The sequence below is a fragment of the Streptomyces sp. NPDC002838 genome (assembly GCF_040295365.1).
In the GTDB taxonomy this organism is placed as follows: Bacteria; Actinomycetota; Actinomycetes; order Streptomycetales; family Streptomycetaceae; genus Streptomyces.
On sequence record NZ_JBEOVF010000037.1, the window covers coordinates 1 to 18,041 of the forward strand.

The window sequence follows — 18,041 nt, forward strand, 5'->3', positions numbered from 1 at the left end:
CTGGTCCTCGTGACCGCACTGGGCCTCACCGCCGTGCGCTGGTCCCAGCGCTCCCGTCACCGCCCCATCCGATAACGCACGACGCCCTGTACTCCGTGGACCGTGCATTCCACCAGACCGGCCCTGGTTCTGCTTGCGGTCCCAGTGGGTATTTGTCATCTCCACCTTCCTCATGGCGGCACTTCTCTCCGCGTGAGTGTGTGCCTCAAAGCCGTCATGAGATGGAACTCCCGACGCCGGGGGTAGCCGGACGTTCGCGCGTCTGTGCGGCTTCAGGCATCGCATTCGCCGTCGCGGACGAGCGTTCGCCGCTGTACGGCGTCGACGCCGAGAGCTCGGTGGTCCGCGGCGGACGGCTGCAGGTGCAGTGAAGGCGCGCCGACCCCTTGGGCGTGCAGGCCCTGGTGAAGATCTAGAGTTGTCCGCCCAGGATCATGAACACATCACCAGGAGATGCGATGCGGAAGTATCTGGTCGCTCGTGGCGCCCTCGCGGTGGCAGGAGCCGTCGCCCTCGTCGTCAGCGCGACGGGTACCGCCAGTGCCGCCGACACCACGCTGCGGCTGACCCGCAGTGGGAACACCATCGGCACCATGACCCACCTCGACCCGGACCCCGACACCTTCCGTGTATGCGATACGCGGGCCGACGGACACGGTGTCACCGGCAAGCTCTACATGTACGTGGCCGGGTGGCAGTTGAAGGAGACGAAGGCGGACGGTGGCGACTCCGGATGCGGCTACTTCGACTACAACGTCGTCCCCTATGCCGCCAAGTATCTGATGAAGCTGTGCTGGAACGGTCCCGGCGAGGTCTGCGCCAAGAAGGAGTTCACCGAGGACTGAGCCGGCCGAGGCCCTGCCGGCCTCAGGCTCCGGGACGAGGCCGGCACGCTCCCGGTCGGCGGCGAACCGAGTCCCGTACGACGACACGGGTGCCCAGCAGGACATGCTGGGCGGCACCCGGCGTCTCGCCGCCCAGCGCCAGCCGCACGGCCGTGCGGCCCAGCTCCTCGTGCGGGACCTGAACGGTCGTCAGGTCGATGTCCGCGGCCGGGGGAAGGTCGTCGAAGCCGACCAGCGAGACGTCGTCGGGGATGCGCAGCCCGCGTTCGCGCAGCGCGTCGCGTGCGCCGGCGGCGATGAGGTCGTTGCCGGCGAAGACGGCGGTGAAGTCTCGTGGGCCCCTGTCGAGCCGTTCACGCATCATGCGGTGGCCCTCGCCGCGCTCCATCGTGCCGTCGAGCTCGAGCCCGGGGTCGTGCGGGACGTGGTGCGTGGCCAGTGCCGCGCGGTAGCCGGCGATCCGGCTGTCGGGGGTGGTGTATCCGGTGCGGCGTCCCAGGAACAGGATGCGTCGGTGGCCCGCCGCGAGCAGGTGGCTGGTGATGGCGTGGGCGCCGGCGGTGTTGTCGTACTCGACCACTATGGCCGGCACCTCGGGGCCCAGCGGTGGGCGGCCGCACAGCACGAGCTGCGAGCCGGCCCGGGCGAGCGCGCGGGCGTAGTTCGCCATGCGCTCGCGGTAGGCGTCGTCGGCGACGATGTTGCCGACGAGGATCACCGCTTCGGCCTGTTCCTGGCGCATCAGCGCGATGGTGGCCAGCTCCCGCTCGGGGTCGCCGCCGGTCGTGCCGACGATGCACAGCCTGCCCTCCCGCGCGGCCTCCTCCTGCACGCCCTGCGCGACATGGGCGTAGTGCGGTGAGATCACCGAGTTGACGACGATGGCCACGCTCTTGGGACGCACTCCCGCCAGTCCTCTGGCATGGGCGTTCGCCACGTAGTCGAGCTCGCGTACGGCGCGCATGACCTTGGCGCGCGTGGAGGGGGCGCTGGGGTAGGTGCCGGACAGGATCCGGGAGACGGTGGCGACCGAGACGCCGGCGTGTCGGGCCACGTCGCGGATCGTCGCGAGGCGGGGGTGCCCGTCGTCGGGCGTGGTCCGGCGAGGCATCGGGCCTCCTGCGTCCGGCACCTGTATGGAAGCGTTTCCGCTCGAGGGTCGCGCATACGATCAGGCGCGTCAACAGGATGGTCCTCGCACGGTCCGGCTACCTTGACGCGTACCCATCACGGTGCTTCCATCCCGAGTGTGTAAACGGTTTAACTCTTCGAGGTTTCCGGCCTGGGCCGAGGGCGGGCACCGGCGCACTCACACCCCCACCATGAGCCGTTCCAGGAGGCTGTCATGTACATGAAGTTACGCTGGCGGGCCGCCCATCGGGTGCCCCTCACCGTCTCGGCGGCCCTGGCCGTCTGCGCCACTTTGGCCGCGGGCCCCGCGAACCCCGTTTCACCCGAGGCCGCGGCGGCCGGCGATCCGACGATTCAGGCCGCCCGCGTGATGGAGAACCTCGGCCGCGGGGTCGTGGCGGTCCGCTCCAGCACCACCCAGGTCCTGGTCTCCTGGCGGCTGCTGGGACTCGACCCGGAGGGCATCGGCTTCAACGTCTACCGGTCCACCGGCGGCGGCGCGTACGTCAAGCTCAACTCCGGTGTCCTGACGGGCGGGACCAACTACGTCGACTCCACGGCCGACCTGACGCGGTCCAACAGCTACCGCGTGGCCCCGGTCGTCGGCGGACAGGAGCAGACGCCCAGCGGGGCCTTCACCCTGACGGCCAACCACGCCCAGGAACCCGTGGTCCGCGTGCCGTTGCGCTCCGGCGGTCCGGTGAAGTTCGTCTGGGTCGGCGACCTCGACGGCGACGGCGAGTACGACTACGTACTGGACCGGCAGACCTCCCCCCAGAAGCTCGAGGCCTACAGCAGCCGCGGGCAGTTCCTCTGGGAGGTCGACCTGGGGCCGAACAGTCAGAACCAGGACAACATCGAACCGGGGTCGTCCGCGATCGACCTGGGCCACTGGGACGGCGTCACGGTCTACGACTTCGACAGCGACGGCCGCGCGGAGGTCGCCCTGAAGATCGCCGACGGCGTCAGGTTCGGCGACGGGACGACCTGGACGCACGAGAACGACGCGCGTCAGTTCATGGCCGTACTCGACGGCCGGACCGGAGCGCTCCGCAACTGGTCCGCCGTACCGACCACTTACCTGGGCGACGGTCCGATGGCCGCACGTCTCGGAGTGGCGTATCTCAACGGCACCACGCCGAGCCTGGTCGCCTACATGAAGAACCGGCGCGACGACGGGGCCTTCAACCTGATGATGGGCGCCTGGAGGTTCACCGGCAGCGCGCTGAGGCAGGAGTGGACGTGGTCGCGCGGCAGCCAGAACGCGCCCGACGGGCACAACACCCGCGCCATCGACGTCAACGGTGACGGGACGGACGAGGTCGCCGAGATCGGGTTCGTGCTGAACGGCGACGGCTCCCTGCGCTACTCGATGGCACCCCAGGGCATCGTCCACGGCGACCGTTTCCACATCGCGGACATGGACCCCGGCCGTCCGGGCCTGGAGGGCTACGGCGTGCAGCAGGACAACCCGAGCGGACTGCTCGAGTACTACTACGACGCGTCGAACGGCTCCGTCATCTGGAAGCACAACGGCGGCCCCGCCGACGTCGGACGCGGCATGGCGGGCGACGTCGACCCGCGCTTCCCGGGCATGGAGGTCTGGTCCTTCTCGGGCCTGTACAACGCGCCCGCCAACAGGCTCACCGAACCGAACGCGTCACTGCGTCCGTGGCCGCAGCTGGGCCTGTGGTGGGACGGCGATCTCACCATGGAGCTGCTCAACAGCGGCAAGATCGAGAAGTGGGACCCGCAGAACCCGACGTCGAGCGGCAGCCTCCCCCGGCTCGTCAGCACCTGGAACTACGGCGCCGTCACGGCCGCACAGGGCGGGCCCACCCTCGTCGGCGACATCCTCGGCGACTGGCGTGAGGAGGCCGTGTACACCAACGCGTCCCACAACGAGCTGATCATCTTCACCACGAACCAGCCGACGAACACCCGGCTGTACACGCTCGCGCACAACCCGGCCTACCGGAACGCCATGACGTTCAAGGGGTACATGCAGTCCCACCACGTCGACTACTTCCTCGGCGCCGGCATGGCCAGGCCGCCCCGGCCGAACATCGCCTACGCCGGCTCCGCCGGGTAGGCGTGTCCCACGAGAGCCCCGGTCAGCTGCCGACGTAGGCCGCGAGGTGTTCGCCGGTGAGGGTGGAGCCGGCGGTGACGAGGTCGGCGGGTGCGCCCTCGAAAACGATCCGGCCGCCGTCGTGGCCGGCGCCGGGGCCGAGGTCGATGATCCAGTCGGCGTGCGCCATGACCGCCTGGTGGTGCTCGATGACGATGACCGACTTGCCGGAGTCGACGAGCCGGTCGAGCAGGCCGAGCAGCTGCTCGACGTCGGCGAGGTGGAGGCCGGTGGTCGGCTCGTCGAGTACGAAGACTTGGCGGTCGCCGCCCTTCGCGGCCATGTGGGTGGCCAGCTTGAGCCGCTGCCGCTCGCCGCCGGACAGCGTGGTGAGCGGCTGGCCGAGGGTGAGGTAGCCGAGCCCGACGTCGGCGAGCCGGTCGAGGATGGCGTGGGCGGCCGGCGTGCGTGCCTCGCCGGCGGCGAAGAACTCCTCGGCCTCGGTCACCGACATCGCGAGCACCTCGCTGATGTCGCGGCCGCCGAGGTGATAGTCCAGTACGGACGCCTGGAACCGCTTGCCCTCGCAGTCCTCGCAGGGGGTGGCGACGCCGGCCATCATCGCCAGGTCGGTGTAGATGACGCCGGCGCCGTTGCAGGTGGGGCAAGCGCCCTCGGAGTTGGCGCTGAACAGCGCCGGCTTCACGCCGTTGGCCTTCGCGAACGCCTTGCGGATCGGGTCGAGCAGTCCGGTGTACGTCGCCGGGTTGCTCCTGCGCGAGCCGCGGATGGGCGCCTGGTCGACCGAGACGACACCCGCCTCGGCGGCCCCTGAACCGTTGGCCAGCGATCCGTGTATCAGCGAGCTCTTTCCGGAGCCGGCGACGCCGGTGACCACGCAGAGCACCCCGAGCGGGATGTCGACGTCGACCCCCCGCAGGTTGTGCGTCGTCGCGCCCCGGATCTCCAGTGCGCCGGTGGGCTTGCGCACCGTCTCCTTGAGGGCGGCCCGGTCGTCGAAATGGCGGCCGGTGACGGTGCCGCTCGCCCTCAGTCCCTCCACGGTGCCCTCGAAGCAGACGGTGCCGCCCGCCGTACCGGCGCCGGGGCCGAGGTCGACGACGTGGTCGGCGATCACGATCGTCTCCGGCTTGTGCTCCACGACGAGCACCGTGTTGCCCTTGTCCCGCAGCCGCAGCAGCAGGTCGTTCATCCGCTGGATGTCGTGGGGGTGCAGGCCGATGGTGGGCTCGTCGAAGACGTAGGTGGTGTCGGTGAGCGAGGAGCCGAGGTGGCGGATCATCTTGACGCGCTGTGCCTCGCCGCCCGACAGCGTGCTCGCAGGCCGGTCGAGCGCGAGGTAGCCGAGGCCGATCTCCACGAACGAGTCGAGCGTCTGCTGCAGCGCGGTGAGCAGCGGCGCCACCGACGGCTCGTCGAGACCGCGGACCCATTCCGCCAGGTCACGGATCTCCATCGCGCAGGCGTCGGCGATGGAGACCTTCCCGATCTTCGACGACCGGGCCCCCTCGCTGAGCCGGGTGCCGTCGCACTCGGGGCAGGTGGTGAAGGTGACCGCCCGCTCCACGAACGCCCGGATGTGCGGCTGCATCGCCTCCTTGTCCTTGGACAGGAACGACTTCTGGATCTTCGGGATCAGCCCCTCGTAGGTGAGGTTGATGCCGTTGACCTTGATCTTGACCGGCTCCCCGTAGAGGAAGGCCTGCATCTCCTTCTTGGTGTACTGGCGGATCGGCTTGTCCGGGTCGACGAAGCCGGACTGGGCGTAGAGCTGCACGGTCCACTGGCTGTCCGACTTCCAGCCGGGGATGGTGAACGCGCCCTCCGACAGCGACTTGGAGTCGTCGTAGAGCTGGGTCAGGTCGATGTCGGACACCTTGCCCCGGCCCTCGCAGCGGTTGCACATGCCGCCGGTGCGCTCGTAGGTCGCCTTCTGGGCCTTGGTCTTGGCGCCGCGCTCGACGGTGATCGCGCCGCTCGCCCGGACCGAGGCGGTGTTGAAGGAGTACGCGCTGGGCGGGCCGATGTGCGGCTTGCCGAGCCGGCTGAAGAGGATGCGCAGCATCGCGTTGGCGTCGGTGGCGGTGCCGACCGTGGAGCGCGGGTCGGCACCCATACGCTGCTGGTCGACGATGATCGCTGTCGTCAGCCCGTCGAGGACGTCGACCTCGGGCCGCGCCAGTGTCGGCATGAAGCCCTGCACGAAGGCGCTGTAGGTCTCGTTGATCAGCCGCTGCGACTCCGCGGCGATCGTGTTGAACACCAGCGAGCTCTTGCCCGAGCCGGAGACGCCGGTGAACACCGTCAGCCGGCGCTTCGGGATCTCGATGCTGACGTCCTTGAGGTTGTTCTCACGCGCGCCGTGCACGCGGATCAGATCGTGGCTGTCGGCAACGTGCGACGCAGGCGACTGCGTGTCCGTCCTCGTGGCCATGCTCATCGTCTCTCCATCTGTCGGGCGGAGACGCGTGCGCGGTCTCCATCGGGTCGCCCGGCTCGATCCAACCAGCTTCGCGCGGTACGTGCAGCACGTTTGTTCTAATTCGTCGGCGCGGTCGCGGCACGGGTCCGCTGTCCACCTGATCGACGGTGCCCGCTCTGATCGACGGTGCCCGCTGCGACCGCCGGACGGCTCAGGCACGCTCCTGGATGCGGATCAGGTTGCCCGCGGGATCGCGGAAGGCGCAGTCGCGGATGCCGTACGGCTGCTTGGTCGGCTCCTGGACGACCTCGGCGTCGCCGGCCTGCACCCGCTCGAAGGTGCCGTCGAGGTCGGCGGTGGCCAGCAGGATCCAGCCGTAGGTGCCCTTGGCCATCATCTCGGCGATGGTGCGGCGCTCGTCGTCGGTGATGCCGGGGTCGGCGGCCGGCGGCGCCAGGAGGATGGACGTATCGGGCTGGCCAGGGGGACCGACCGTGATCCAGCGCATCTTGCCCTGTCCGACGTCGCTGCGGACCTCGAAGCCGAGCGTGTCGCGGTAGAAGGCCAGGGAGGCGTCCGGGTCGTCGTGCGGGAGGAAGCTCGCGTGAATGGTGATGTCCATGGCCCTCACGCTAGGCGCGACTCGGGGCCCGCGCTTCTCGATTCCTGATCGGTCTGGTCACCTGTTTCGCCACGCACGACGGGATCCCCGCCGTCGCGCGCGCCGCCTCGCTGCGATAGACGCTGGGTGGCACACCGACCAGCTCGGTGAAGCGGGTGCTGAAGGTGCCCAGCGACGAGCAGCCGACCTCGAAGCAGACCTCGGTGACGCTGAGGTCGCCCCGCCGCAGCAGCGCCATCGCGCGCTCGATGCGCCGCGTCATCAGATAGGCGTACGGCGACTCGCCGTAGGCGAGCCGGAACTGGCGGCTGAGGTGCCCGGCCGACATGTTCACGCCGCGGGCGAGCGCCTCGACGTCCAGCGGCTGCGCGTACTCCCGGTCGATCCGGTCGCGGACGCGGCGCAGCCGCGCGAGGTCGCGCAGGTGCTGCTCCTCGGCGGGTCTGCTGGTCACCCGCAAAATCCTGCCACATGGCACGGACAGTTGGGGGCGGGGCGAACAGGTTGTGCCGTCCTTGCGGGCGGTCGGGCGGCTCCGGTGTCTCCCCGCATAGGCTGTGCGGCCACCGGCGACCAGGAAGGCGACATGAACCCACACTCCCGACAGAGCGACCCGCGGCCGGAGGTCGCGCCATGAGGATCTCGCAACGCGCCCAGGCCGTCGCCCCGTTCTACGCGATGGAGTTCGGCAAGCACGCCGCCGCCATGGAGGCGAAGGGGCATCACGTCGTCAGACTCAACCTCGGCGAACCGGACTTCGGCGCGCCCCCGGCCGTCCTGGAGGCGATACGCGAGGTCATGGACGGACGGCCCATGACCTACACGGCCGCGCTGGGGCTGCCCGCCCTGAGAGAGGCGATCGCCCGGTTCTACCTCGACCGGCACGGCGTCGAGGTCGATCCGGCTCGGGTCGTCGTGACCGCGGGGGCCTCCGCCGCCCTGGTGCTGAGCACCGCCGCCCTCGTCGACCCCGGTGACGAGGTGCTCATCGCGGACCCGTCGTATCCCTGCAACCGGCAGATCGTCGAGAGCTTCGGTGCCCGCGTCACCCTCGTCCCCGCCGGTGCCGAGAGCCGCTATCAGCTGGACGCGGCCTCCGTGCGGTCGTACTGGACGGACCGGACGCGCGGGATCATGGTCGCCACTCCGTCGAACCCGACCGGCACCTCGGTTCCGGCGGCCGAGCTGGCCGCGATCTGCGACCTCGCGCGCGAGCGCGACGCCTGGCGCATCGTCGACGAGATCTACCTCGACCTGAGCGACCACGACGACCAGGGCCGGCCCCCTCGCAGCGCCCTCTCGCTCGACCCCGACGCCGTCGTCGTCAACAGCTTCTCGAAGTACTTCGGGATGACCGGCTGGCGGCTCGGCTGGTGTGTCGTCCCCGAGCCCCTCGTACCGGCGATGGAGCGCCTGGCCCAGAACTACTTCCTCTGCGCCTCCGCTCCCGCCCAGCACGCCGCTCTCGCCTGCTTCACCCCCGAGTCCCTCGCGGTCTGCGAGGCACGCCGCGTCGAGTTCGGCCGGCGGCGCGCCCTCGTCCTCGACGGCCTGGCGCGGATCGGGCTGCCTGTTCCCGTCCCGCCGGACGGCGCGTTCTACGTGTACTTCGACGTCAGCCGGACCGGCCTGACCTCCTGGCAGTTCTGCGAACGCGCGCTCCAGGAGGCGCACGTCGCGCTCACTCCGGGCAGGGACTTCGGCGCGCATACGGCCCAGACGCACGTCCGGCTGTCGTACGCGGCGTCGACCGACGACCTACGCGAGGGCATCGCCCGGCTCGGGAAGTTCGTCGCCGCTCTCACGTGAGGGCGGTACGGCCGCCTCAGGCGCTGGGCGCCGTGTGCGCGGATGATCCGCGGTTGCCGCGGATCGTGCGGGCGAGCGCGCCCAGGGCGACGGCGTTCACGAGTGCGGCGAGCGCGATTTCCGCGTAGAAGAGGGCACCCGTGGACAGTGACTCGGGCAGCGCCACGAACAGCAGGCTCAGGGGAGCGGTCAGGAACAGCGGCCAAACGCCGGCCAGGGAGGCGTCGGCGTGGGTGACGAACAGGTCGTCGTAGAGGGTGAAACCGCTTGCGAGGACGACCGCGGCCAGGTAGCAGCGGGACAGCCAGTTGTCCGCGGCCAGGGCGAGCACGGCACGGCTGCGACGGGAGGAACTCACGGTGTTCTCCGATCAGTCGGATGAGTCGGCGCCCTTCCGGACGGTGTGCCGGAGGGCCGGTCATCACGATGTCGGGTGCCCACGGGGCTCGGCATGAGTAACGCTACTCAAACGCGGCCGAGGAAGTCAGCGGGAACGGATGAGGTCCGCGAGCGGGAACCAGTGGGCCGCCGCCGCTTCGTTCGGCGCCGGTCCCTCCCCTCGTGGGGACCGGTGCCGAACGGTGCAGGCGGCGTCGTGAGCGGGATCCCCGGGCGCTGCGCCGGTGGGCCGTCCGGCGGCTCCCAGTGGGTCGCTGCTGCTACGAGATCCTGCCAGTCGGCGTGCACACGGAGGAGGTTGCGGTGTCCGGAGAGAGCCTTCGCCGCAGGTCAGCCGTATAAAGTGGGTTTTCCGGTCCGGACGTTCAAATACTGGTGAAGTAAGGGGTGGAGGCTTGAGTTCCGGCTCAGGAGCACGCACGGCCTTCGCGGAACGCCTCGCGCTGCTGTACAGCGAGGCCGGCAATCCTCCCCTCAAACGGGTCGCCGAAGCGGTCGTCCGGCTGCAGCGGGTCGATGAGCGGGGGCGGCCCGTGCGGGTGTCCGCCCAGCGGATCAGCGACTGGCGGCGGGCCAAGAACGTCCCCGCGCAGTTCGCCGCTCTCGCCGCCGTCCTGCACGTCCTGATCCCCCTGGCGCGGCGCGCGCGGCCCGAGCCGGTGTCCACGGGTCTGTACGACCTGGCGCAGTGGCAGCGTCTGTGGGAGCGCGCGGTGGCCGATCCGGTCGGCGGCGAGCAGCCCGCGGCGTCCGCGGAGGAGGAGCAGCAGCAGTCCGCGGCCGCCCTTGGAGTGTGCCCGTACCGAGGACTGGCGTCCTACCGCCAGCAGGACGCCCGCTGGTTCTTCGGCCGGGAGCGGAGCACGGACGCCCTCATCGCCCAGCTGCGCGCGGCGGAGCCGACGGGGGGCCTGGTCATGCTCGTGGGTGCCTCTGGAGCGGGAAAGTCCTCCGTGCTGAACGCCGGCCTGGTGCCCGCCCTGCGCGACGGCGCCCTGGACGACCGGAACAGCGACGGGAGCAGCGACGCGAACGGCCCGCCGAGCGAGGTGCTCCAGCTCGTGCCGGGCGGCGACCCGGTCAAGGAGCTGACCCGCCGTATCCCCGAGCTCGAACCCGCCGTCTCCGCTCTGGAGGAGGGGGCGGCCGACGCCGGTGACGCGGTGCGGGACGCCGTCTCCGCCTGGGCGACGCGCGAGAACCCCTCCCCCGGCCGGCCGGTCCTCATCGTGGACCAGTTCGAGGAGGCGTTCACCCTCTGCTCCGACGAGGCGGACCGGCGTACCTTCGTCCAGCTCCTGCACGCCGCGTGCACCCCCGCCGCCCCCGGCGAACCGCCCCCCGTGCGCGTGGTCCTCGGCATACGCGCCGACTTCTACGAGCAGTGCCTCCGCTATCCCGAACTGGCCGACGCGCTGCAGCACCGGCACATGGTGCTGGGCCCGCTCACCACCGCGGAACTGCGCGAAGCGGTCACCGGCCCCGCAAAGGCCGTAGGCCTGGAACTCGAACCGGGGCTGGCGGAGCTGATCGTCCGGGAGGTGAGCGCCGACGGGCCACGCGGGGCGCACGACGCCGGGGTGCTGCCGCTGCTCTCCCACGCGCTGCTCGCCACCTGGCAGCGCCGGAAGGGCGGACGGCTGACGCTGGCCGGCTACCGCGCGGCGGGCGGCATCCAGGGAGCGGTGGCGGCGACCGCCGAGCGGGCCTGGTCCAGCCTCGACCCGCCGGCCCGTACGGCAGCCCGGCTGCTCCTGCTCAGGCTGGTCCGGCTGGGCGAGGACACGCAGGCCACCCGCAGGCGGGGGACGCGGCGCCGGCTGGCGGAGGAGTCGACGGACCCGGGCAAGACGGAGGAGTCGCTCGAGGCGCTGGTGCAGGCCCGGCTGGTGACGCTCGACGCGGACACCGTGGAGATCACCCACGAGGCGCTGCTGCACGCCTGGCCGCGGCTGCGCGACTGGATCGACGAGGACCGCAACGACCATCTGCTGCGCCAGCGGCTGGAGGAGGACGGCCGGGCCTGGGAGGGCTCGAACCGCGACTCGTCCCTGCTCTACCGGGGCTCGCGGCTGGAACAGGCCCAGACCTGGGCGAAGACCGCCGGTGACACCTTCCTGACCCGCAGCGCGGTGGAGTTCCTGGCCGCGTCCGTGCGGCTGCGCAGGCGGACCGTGTGGATCAGCCGCGGTGCGGTGGCGGCGCTGGTCGTCCTGTCGGTGGTGGCCGTCGCCGCGGCGGTGGTGGCGTGGCAGGAGCGGGACGACGCCGTGTTCGAGCAGGTGGTCGCCGAGGCCGATCGCGTCCAGTACACGGATCCGTCGCTGTCCGCCCAGCTCGACCTGGTGGCGCACCGCCTGCGCCCCGGCGACGAGGGCACGAACAGCCGGCTGATCTCGATCGTCAACGCCCCGCTGGCCACGCCGCTGCGCGGCCACACCGGCGCCGTCTACCTCACCTCGTTCAGCCCGGACGGCGAGACCCTGGCCACCGCCAGCTACGACCGGACCGTACGCCTGTGGGACGTGAGCGACCCGTCCCGCCCCCGGCCTCTGGGCAAGCCCCTGACCGGTCACACGAGCTGGGTGAGCAGCGCAGTGTTCAGCCCGGACGGGCGCACCCTCGCCAGCGCCGCGGACGACGGCACGGTCCGGCTGTGGGACGTACGGGATCCCCGCCACCCGCGTCCGCTCGGGCCGCCCCTGACCGGCCACGACGGCACGATCTACCTGGTCGCGTTCAGCCCGGACGGACGGACGCTGGCCTCCGCCGGCGAGGACCGGACCGTACGGCTGTGGGACGTGGCCGCCCCGGACCGGCCGAAGGCGATCGGTGCGCTGACCGGCCACACCGCCGCCGTACGCTCGGTGGCGTTCAGCCCCGACGGGCGGACGCTGGCGACCGGGGGCGACGACGACACGGTCCGGCTGTGGAACGTGGCCGAGCCGGGCCGGGCGAAGGCGCTCGGTACGTTGACCGGCCACACGGACCTGGTGCACTCCGTGGCGTTCGGCCCCGACGGCCGGACCCTCGCCAGCGGCGGCGCGGACGACACCGTACGGCTGTGGGACGTGGCCGACCCGGCGCGCGCGGCGCCGATCGGCCCGCCGCTCACCGGCCATACCGGGCCCATCTGGTCCGTGACGTTCAGCCCCGACGGGAGCACGCTCGCCGCCGCCAGCGCGGACAGCACGGCGAGCCTGTGGAACGTCAGCGATCCGGCGTACCCCTCCCAGGTCGGCGAGCCGCTCGCGGGCAGCAGCGGCGAGATGTACGCGCTGGGCTTCAGCCCGGACGGACGGACCCTCGCCACCGGCAGCGGCGACAGCAAGGTCCGCCTGTGGTCGATCCCGACGTCGGACATGATCGGGCGCAGCGGAGCGTTCCGCCCGGACGGGCGGGTGCTCGCCACGGCCGCGCGCGACGGAAGGATCCGGCTGTGGAACGTGGAGCGACCCGGCCGGCCCGTGTCGCTGAGCGGACCGTTCGTGCTCGGGGACGGCGGCGACCGTTCGATGGTGTTCTCCCCCGACGGCCGCACGCTCGCGGTGCTGACGGGGAACCGGGCGGTGCATCTGTGGAACGTCGCCGACCCGGCCCGGCCGGTCCCTCACGGGCCGCCCCTCGCCCTGCGGTCCCGTTTCATGGGCCCCGACGCGCTCGCGTACAGCCCGGACGGGCGCACCCTGGCCACCGCCTACGACGACCGCACCATCCAGTTGTGGAACGTCGGCGACCCCTCCCACGTGACCCGGCTCGGCCGGCCGCTCACCGGCCACCGCGGCTACGTCAACTCCCTCGTCTTCAGCCGGGACGGCCATACGCTGGCCAGCGGCAGCGCGGACGGCACCATCCGGCTGTGGAACGTGACCGACCCGGGTCGCGTCGCCCGGCTCGGCGCGCCGCTCAAGGGGCACTCCGGACCCGTCAACGCGCTCGCCTACAGCCCGGACGGCGACACGCTGGCCAGCGGCAGCGACGACGACACGGTCCGGCTGTGGAACCTCACCGACCCCGCCGAGGCGAGCCGGCTGGGCTCTCCGCTCACCGGCCACACCGAGGCGGTCGTGTCGCTGACGTTCAGCCAGGACGGCCGCACCCTGGCCAGCGGCGGCAACGACAACACGGTCCGGCTGTGGAACGTCGGCGACCCGGCCGAGGCCGGGCCCATCGGTCAGTCGATGAGCCCGAACGCCAAGACGGGCAACTTCCTGTCGTTCAGCCCCAAGAGCCACATGCTCGGGGTGTCCAGCGGCACCGACACGGTCCGGCTGTGGGACCTGGACGTCGACACGGCCGTTCACCGCATCTGCTCGACCACCCGGGGTGTGCTGACGCCGGAGAAATGGCAGGAGTACCTGCCGCGTCTTTCGTACGAGCCTCCGTGCAGCGGGCAATGAGCAACCGGGCAGCGAGTGACGGGGCAGTGATCCCGGTCACATGTCGCCGGTGCGCGTGAGCAGTCTGCTCCCGTCGCACCAGCGGCGTTGTTAGTCTTGGCCACAGCCCGATCGCTGGTGCATCCCCCGTCGCCAGCGGTCGGGCCCTTGTATGTCCGCGTCCTCAAGGAGAGGGGAGTACGGCCATGACCCGGCGCATCTGCATCGTCACCGCCGTCCACGCCCCCTCGGCCCCGTTCCTCCAGGACGCCTACAAGACGCTGTCCGCCCAGGAGTTGCCGGTCGGCTGGGAGTGGCACTGGGTGATCCAGGAGGACGGGCGGACGGACGCCGTCGCCCCGCACGTCCCCGACGACACCCGGGTGACCTTCCGGCAGGGCCGGCCCGGCGGCCCCGGCGTCGCCCGGACGATCGCGCTCGCGCAGGCCGAGGGCGAGTACGTGAAGGTCCTGGACGCCGACGACCAGCTCACGCCGGGCGCGCTGGCCCGGGACCTGGCCGCCCTCGAGGGCGACCGCACGCTCGGGTGGGCGACCTCACGCGTCCTCGACCACCTGCCGGACGGCTCGACGGTCGGCTTCGCCGGCGATCCCGACCACGGTCCCATCGAGCGCGGAGCCGTACTAGACCACTGGACGGCGAACGACTTCCGCGCGCAGGTCCACCCGGCGACCCTCTGCGTACGACGGGATCTGCTGGTCGCCCTCGGCGGCTGGATGGCGCTGCCGGCCTCCGAGGACACGGGTCTGCTGCTGGCGCTGAACTCCGTCAGCCGCGGCTGGTTCTCGGCGGAGGTCGGCCTCCTCTACCGCAAGTGGGAGGGCCAGGCCACCGGCCAGGCCGCGCACGTGGACGCGGCCGAGCGGCGGGCGAGGATGGCCGTGGTGGAGGCGAGGGCACGGGCGCTGACGTCCTTGCGGTGGCACCACCCGGGCGCCGGCTGAGCCTCAGGCAATGGCCGGCGCCGTACTGCCCTAGGGCCTGTCTGACGAATGCCCGCCTGCCCGGCGACGCCTGGCACGCACTCCCCTGCCTCAAGGGCGTGGAGTGACCCCCAGCCGCGTTGCCGCACCGCCCACGTGGCTCCTCCCCCATCGAGGAGGGCTCCGGCGCCTTGCGATCGCACGCACCGGACGCCGCCGGGCCCGCCCTCCGGGCGGATGACGGGAATTTTCCAGACAGGCCCTAGTCGAACGGCAGTTCCAGCATGCGGATGGCGTTGCCGCGCAGCAGCTTGTAGGCCACCTCCTCGGAGAGGCCGCCCACGTGTTCGGCGGCCACCTGCTTCGTGTGCGGCCACGTCGAGTCGACGTGCGGGTAGTCGGTCTCGAAGGTCGCGTTGTCCACGCCCACGGTCTCGATCGCCTCGATGCCGTGCTTGTCGCGGAAGAAGCAGCAGAAGATCTGCCGGTAGTAGTACGTCGAGGGCGGCTCCGGAATCAGATCCTTGACGCCGCCCCACGCCCGGTGCTCCTCCCACACGTCGTCGGCGCGCTCCAGGGCGTACGGGATCCAGCCCATCTGCCCCTCGCTGTAGGCGAGCTTCAGTCGCGGGAACTTCACCAGGACCCCGGAGAAGAGGAAGTCCATCATCGACGCCATGGCGTTGTTGAAGCTCAGCGAGGCCTGGACGGCGGGGGGCGCGTCGGGTGACGCCGCCGGCATCTGGGACGACGACCCGATGTGCATGTTCACGACCGTGCCGGTCTCCTCGCAGGCCGCGAAGAACGGGTCCCAGTAGCCGCAGTGGATCGACGGCAGCCCCAGGTACGTCGGAATCTCGCTGAAGGTCACCGCCCGTACGCCCCGCGCCGCGTTGCGCCGGATCTCCGCGACGGCCAGGTCGACGTCCCACAGGGGGATGAGACACAGCGGAATGAGCCGGCCGCCGCTGTCGCCGCACCACTCCTCGACCATCCAGTCGTTGTAGGCGCGCACGCACGCGAGGCCGACCTCCTTGTCCTTGGCCTCCGCGAAGGTCTGCCCGCAGAACCTGGGGAACGTCGGGAAGCAGAGCGAGGCCTCCACGTGGTTGAGGTCCATGTCCTCCAGCCGGGCCTTGGGGTCCCAGCAGCCCCGCCGCATCTGCTCCCGGGTGATCCCGTCGAGGGTCATCTCGTCCCGGGAGAAGCCGACGGCCGCGATGATGCGCTTGTACGGGAAGATCTCGCCCTCGTACTCCCACCAGTCGGTGATCTGACCCTCCGGGTCCGTGGTGAACCGGTACTTCCCGCCGACGTACGCGAGTTCGCCGATGCCCGCGGTGAAGGGCTTCGGCCCCTTGTCCCGGTACTTGGCCGGAAGCCACGTCTCGAAGAGGTGCGCGGGTTCGATCACGTGGTCGTCCACGCTGATGACCCTGGGGAGATCTGCCGCACTGCTGACGGTACTGGCCACGCCTTGCCCCCTACTGCTCTCTTATCTGACGGTCCATCAGATTTAGCGTAGGGGGAGGGTCCCCCGGCAGCAATACGCGGCACTTCGGATTACGCGAGCTTCTTCAGCAGCTCCGCCGCCAACCGGCCCGACGACGCCGGGTTCTGGCCGGTGACGAGGTTGCGGTCGACCTCGATGTGCGGCGCCCACGGCTCGCCCGCCTCGACCTTCAGGCCCGCCTCGGTCAGCCGGTCCTGGAGCAGCCACTTCGCCTTCTCCGCGTTGCCGGCGAGCTGCTCCTCGGTGTTGGTGAAGGCGGTGACGCGGTAGCCCGCGAAGGCGTTGGAGCCGTCCTCCTTGACCGCCGCGAGCAGCGCGGCCGGGCCGTGGCAGACCACGCCGACCGGCAGGCCGCCTTCCAGCGCCCGCGTGAGGATGCGGCCGGAGTCGGCGTTCACGGCCAGGTCCTCCATGGGACCGTGGCCGCCGGGGACGTACACCGCGTCGTACGCGTCGAGGCGTACGTCGGTCAGCGCGATCGGCGCCCGGAACTCCGCGGCCGTCTCCACCACCTGCCGGACGTGCGCGGCCTGCTCCGGCCCGCCGTTGGCGTCGGCGTCGAGGCTGCCCTCGTCGACGGGCGGGACCACGCCGCCGGGGGTGGCGACGGTGACCTCGTGCCCGGCGGCCTTGAAGGCCTCGTACGGGACGACGGCCTCGTCGGCCCAGAAGCCGGTGGGGTGCGTGCTGCCGTCGGCCAGGGTCCACTGGCCGGCGCCGGTCATCACGAAAAGGATCTTCGCCATGGTCTGTCTCCTTGCTTGGGCGGTCACTCGGGGCGGTGCTCTCGACAGTAGGCGCACCCGTCATAAAGAAGCCAATTGGTGAAGCGATGTCCGCCATAGCTATGCCTATGCCCGCTCGGGCCGCTCGGGCCGCCTATGCTGGCCGGCGTGAACAGACGGCCATCCGGTGGCGGGGAGATCCCCCCGCACGTCGACCTGAACCTGCTGCGCACCTTCCTGGCCGTCTACCGCGCCGGCTCCTTCACCGCCGCCGCCCCTCTGCTCAGGCTGTCCCAGCCCACCGTGACGACCCAGATCCGCGCGCTGGAGCAGCAGACCGGGCGCGAGCTGTTCACCCGGTCCCCGCAGGGCGCGGAGCCCACGCATCTCGCGCACGAACTGGCCGGGCGGCTCGCCGGGCCCCTCGACGCGCTGGCCGCCCTGGAGGACCAGGGCACCGGACCGGACCGCCGTACCGTCCCCGTCCACCTCGCGGGCCCCGCGGAGCTGCTGTGCACCCGGGCGCTGCCCTCGCTGGCCCCGCTCGTCGCCGAGGGCGTACAGCTTCACGTCACGCCAGGGCTGACGGACCCGCTCCTGGAGGAACTGCGGGCCGGTCGTCACGACCTGGTCATCTCCACCCGGCGCACCCGGGGCCGCGCGCTGGCCTCGGTGACGCTCACGGACGAGGAGTTCGTGCTGATCGCCTCGCCGGTCTGGGCCCGGCGCATCGAGGAGCGGCTCGCCGCCGAGGGCCCGTGCGCGGCGGTCGGTGACGTCCCCCTCGTGACGTACGCGGAGGACCTGCCCATCGCCCGCCGCTACTGGCGCACCGTCTTCGGCAAACGGCTCACCGCCCGGGCCGCGGTCACCGTGCCGGACCTGCGCGGGGTCGTCGCGGCCGTCGCCGCAGGCGCCGGGTACAGCGTGCTGCCACGCTACCTGTGCGAGGACGAGCTCGCCGCCGGCCGCCTGGTCCTCCTCCACGAGCCCGAGGAACCGCCGGTCAACACCCTGTTCCTCGTCCAGCGGCCCGGCAGCGACGGCAACCCGGACGTCGCCCGGGTCCGCGACCGCCTTCAGCGCGCCGCACGCACCTGGTAGAGCCGTTGATCCACCCATGGGGGAGCGCCGGACGGGCGCGCGCCGGTAGGCTGGGC

13 protein-coding genes are annotated in these 18,041 nt (G+C 71.3%); 6 read left to right on the top strand and 7 right to left on the bottom strand.

Annotation, left to right across the window (positions count from 1 at the left end):
• The first annotated feature begins 458 nt into the window (after positions 1–458).
• Entirely contained in the window at positions 459–845 is a 387-nt protein-coding gene (locus ABT063_RS35615) for a hypothetical protein (protein ID WP_351064276.1), read from the top strand.
• A gap of 22 nt (positions 846–867) precedes the next feature.
• Here ABT063_RS35615 and ABT063_RS35620 read toward each other — a convergent pair whose 3' ends face one another.
• A complete protein-coding gene (locus ABT063_RS35620; RefSeq protein WP_351064278.1) occupies positions 868–1,956 on the bottom strand; it encodes a LacI family DNA-binding transcriptional regulator in 1,089 nt (362 codons plus the stop codon).
• Between the two features lie 234 nt (positions 1,957–2,190).
• On the opposite strand from ABT063_RS35620, the gene ABT063_RS35625 reads away from it, so the two are divergent.
• Entirely contained in the window at positions 2,191–4,068 is a 1,878-nt protein-coding gene (locus tag ABT063_RS35625; protein WP_351064279.1) for a rhamnogalacturonan lyase family protein, read from the top strand.
• Positions 4,069–4,090: 22 nt separating this feature from the next.
• On the opposite strand, the gene ABT063_RS35630 is transcribed toward ABT063_RS35625, so the two are convergent.
• The 3 genes from ABT063_RS35630 to ABT063_RS35640 all read right to left on the bottom strand — a co-directional run bounded on the left by ABT063_RS35630 (position 4,091) and on the right by ABT063_RS35640 (position 7,566).
• Positions 4,091–6,508 carry an ATP-binding cassette domain-containing protein gene (locus ABT063_RS35630; protein ID WP_351064281.1) on the bottom strand — a complete coding sequence of 806 codons (2,418 nt, stop codon included), beginning with the start codon at positions 6,506–6,508 and terminating at the stop codon, positions 4,091–4,093.
• A gap of 193 nt (positions 6,509–6,701) precedes the next feature.
• Complete coding sequence (locus ABT063_RS35635) at positions 6,702–7,112, bottom strand: VOC family protein (RefSeq protein ID WP_351064283.1); 411 nt, start codon at positions 7,110–7,112, stop codon at positions 6,702–6,704.
• 10 nt (positions 7,113–7,122) lie between these two features.
• Positions 7,123–7,566 (bottom strand): helix-turn-helix transcriptional regulator, encoded by a 444-nt coding sequence (locus ABT063_RS35640; RefSeq protein WP_351064284.1) that lies wholly within the window; start codon positions 7,564–7,566, stop codon positions 7,123–7,125.
• 179 nt (positions 7,567–7,745) lie between these two features.
• Here ABT063_RS35640 and ABT063_RS35645 point away from each other — a divergent pair, with 179 nt between their 5' ends.
• The gene (locus ABT063_RS35645) at positions 7,746–8,921 is read left to right on the top strand and encodes a pyridoxal phosphate-dependent aminotransferase (protein ID WP_351064286.1); all 1,176 of its coding nucleotides are present in this window, start codon (positions 7,746–7,748) and stop codon (positions 8,919–8,921) included.
• A 16-nt stretch (positions 8,922–8,937) separates the two neighbouring features.
• Here the strand turns inward: ABT063_RS35645 and ABT063_RS35650 are convergent, their stop codons facing one another.
• Positions 8,938–9,279: an SCO4225 family membrane protein gene (locus ABT063_RS35650; protein ID WP_351064288.1), complete on the bottom strand. Its 342-nt coding sequence runs from the start codon at positions 9,277–9,279 to the stop codon at positions 8,938–8,940.
• A gap of 436 nt (positions 9,280–9,715) precedes the next feature.
• Here ABT063_RS35650 and ABT063_RS35655 point away from each other — a divergent pair, with 436 nt between their 5' ends.
• Positions 9,716–13,720, top strand: a complete 4,005-nt coding sequence (locus ABT063_RS35655; protein WP_351064290.1) for an nSTAND1 domain-containing NTPase — start codon at positions 9,716–9,718, stop codon at positions 13,718–13,720.
• Positions 13,721–13,905: 185 nt separating this feature from the next.
• Positions 13,906–14,664, top strand: coding sequence for a glycosyltransferase family 2 protein (locus ABT063_RS35660; RefSeq protein WP_351064291.1), 759 nt, complete (start codon positions 13,906–13,908; stop codon positions 14,662–14,664).
• Between the two features lie 241 nt (positions 14,665–14,905).
• Here ABT063_RS35660 and ABT063_RS35665 read toward each other — a convergent pair whose 3' ends face one another.
• A complete protein-coding gene (locus ABT063_RS35665; RefSeq protein ID WP_351064293.1) occupies positions 14,906–16,117 on the bottom strand; it encodes an amidohydrolase family protein in 1,212 nt (403 codons plus the stop codon).
• Between the two features lie 89 nt (positions 16,118–16,206).
• The gene (locus tag ABT063_RS35670) at positions 16,207–16,902 is read right to left on the bottom strand and encodes a type 1 glutamine amidotransferase domain-containing protein (protein WP_351064295.1); all 696 of its coding nucleotides are present in this window, start codon (positions 16,900–16,902) and stop codon (positions 16,207–16,209) included.
• Between the two features lie 135 nt (positions 16,903–17,037).
• Between ABT063_RS35670 and ABT063_RS35675 the strand changes: the two genes are divergently transcribed.
• Positions 17,038–17,985 carry a LysR family transcriptional regulator gene (locus ABT063_RS35675; protein ID WP_502990945.1) on the top strand — a complete coding sequence of 316 codons (948 nt, stop codon included), beginning with the start codon at positions 17,038–17,040 and terminating at the stop codon, positions 17,983–17,985.
• Positions 17,986–18,041: the final 56 nt, after the last annotated feature.

Excerpts from the sequence above, each read along its gene's own strand:
- ABT063_RS35660 (WP_351064291.1), top strand. The coding sequence starts at position 13,906 with ATGACCCGGCGCATCTGCATCGTCACCGCCGTCCACGCCCCCTCGGCC.
- ABT063_RS35630 (WP_351064281.1), bottom strand. The coding sequence starts at position 6,508 with ATGAGCATGGCCACGAGGACGGACACGCAGTCGCCTGCGTCGCACGTT.
- ABT063_RS35670 (WP_351064295.1), bottom strand. The coding sequence starts at position 16,902 with ATGGCGAAGATCCTTTTCGTGATGACCGGCGCCGGCCAGTGGACCCTG.
- ABT063_RS35675 (WP_502990945.1), top strand. The coding sequence starts at position 17,038 with ATGCTGGCCGGCGTGAACAGACGGCCATCCGGTGGCGGGGAGATCCCC.
- ABT063_RS35645 (WP_351064286.1), top strand. The coding sequence starts at position 7,746 with ATGAGGATCTCGCAACGCGCCCAGGCCGTCGCCCCGTTCTACGCGATG.
- ABT063_RS35625 (WP_351064279.1), top strand. The coding sequence starts at position 2,191 with ATGTACATGAAGTTACGCTGGCGGGCCGCCCATCGGGTGCCCCTCACC.
- ABT063_RS35635 (WP_351064283.1), bottom strand. The coding sequence starts at position 7,112 with ATGGACATCACCATTCACGCGAGCTTCCTCCCGCACGACGACCCGGAC.
- ABT063_RS35620 (WP_351064278.1), bottom strand. The coding sequence starts at position 1,956 with ATGCCTCGCCGGACCACGCCCGACGACGGGCACCCCCGCCTCGCGACG.
- ABT063_RS35615 (WP_351064276.1), top strand. The coding sequence starts at position 459 with ATGCGGAAGTATCTGGTCGCTCGTGGCGCCCTCGCGGTGGCAGGAGCC.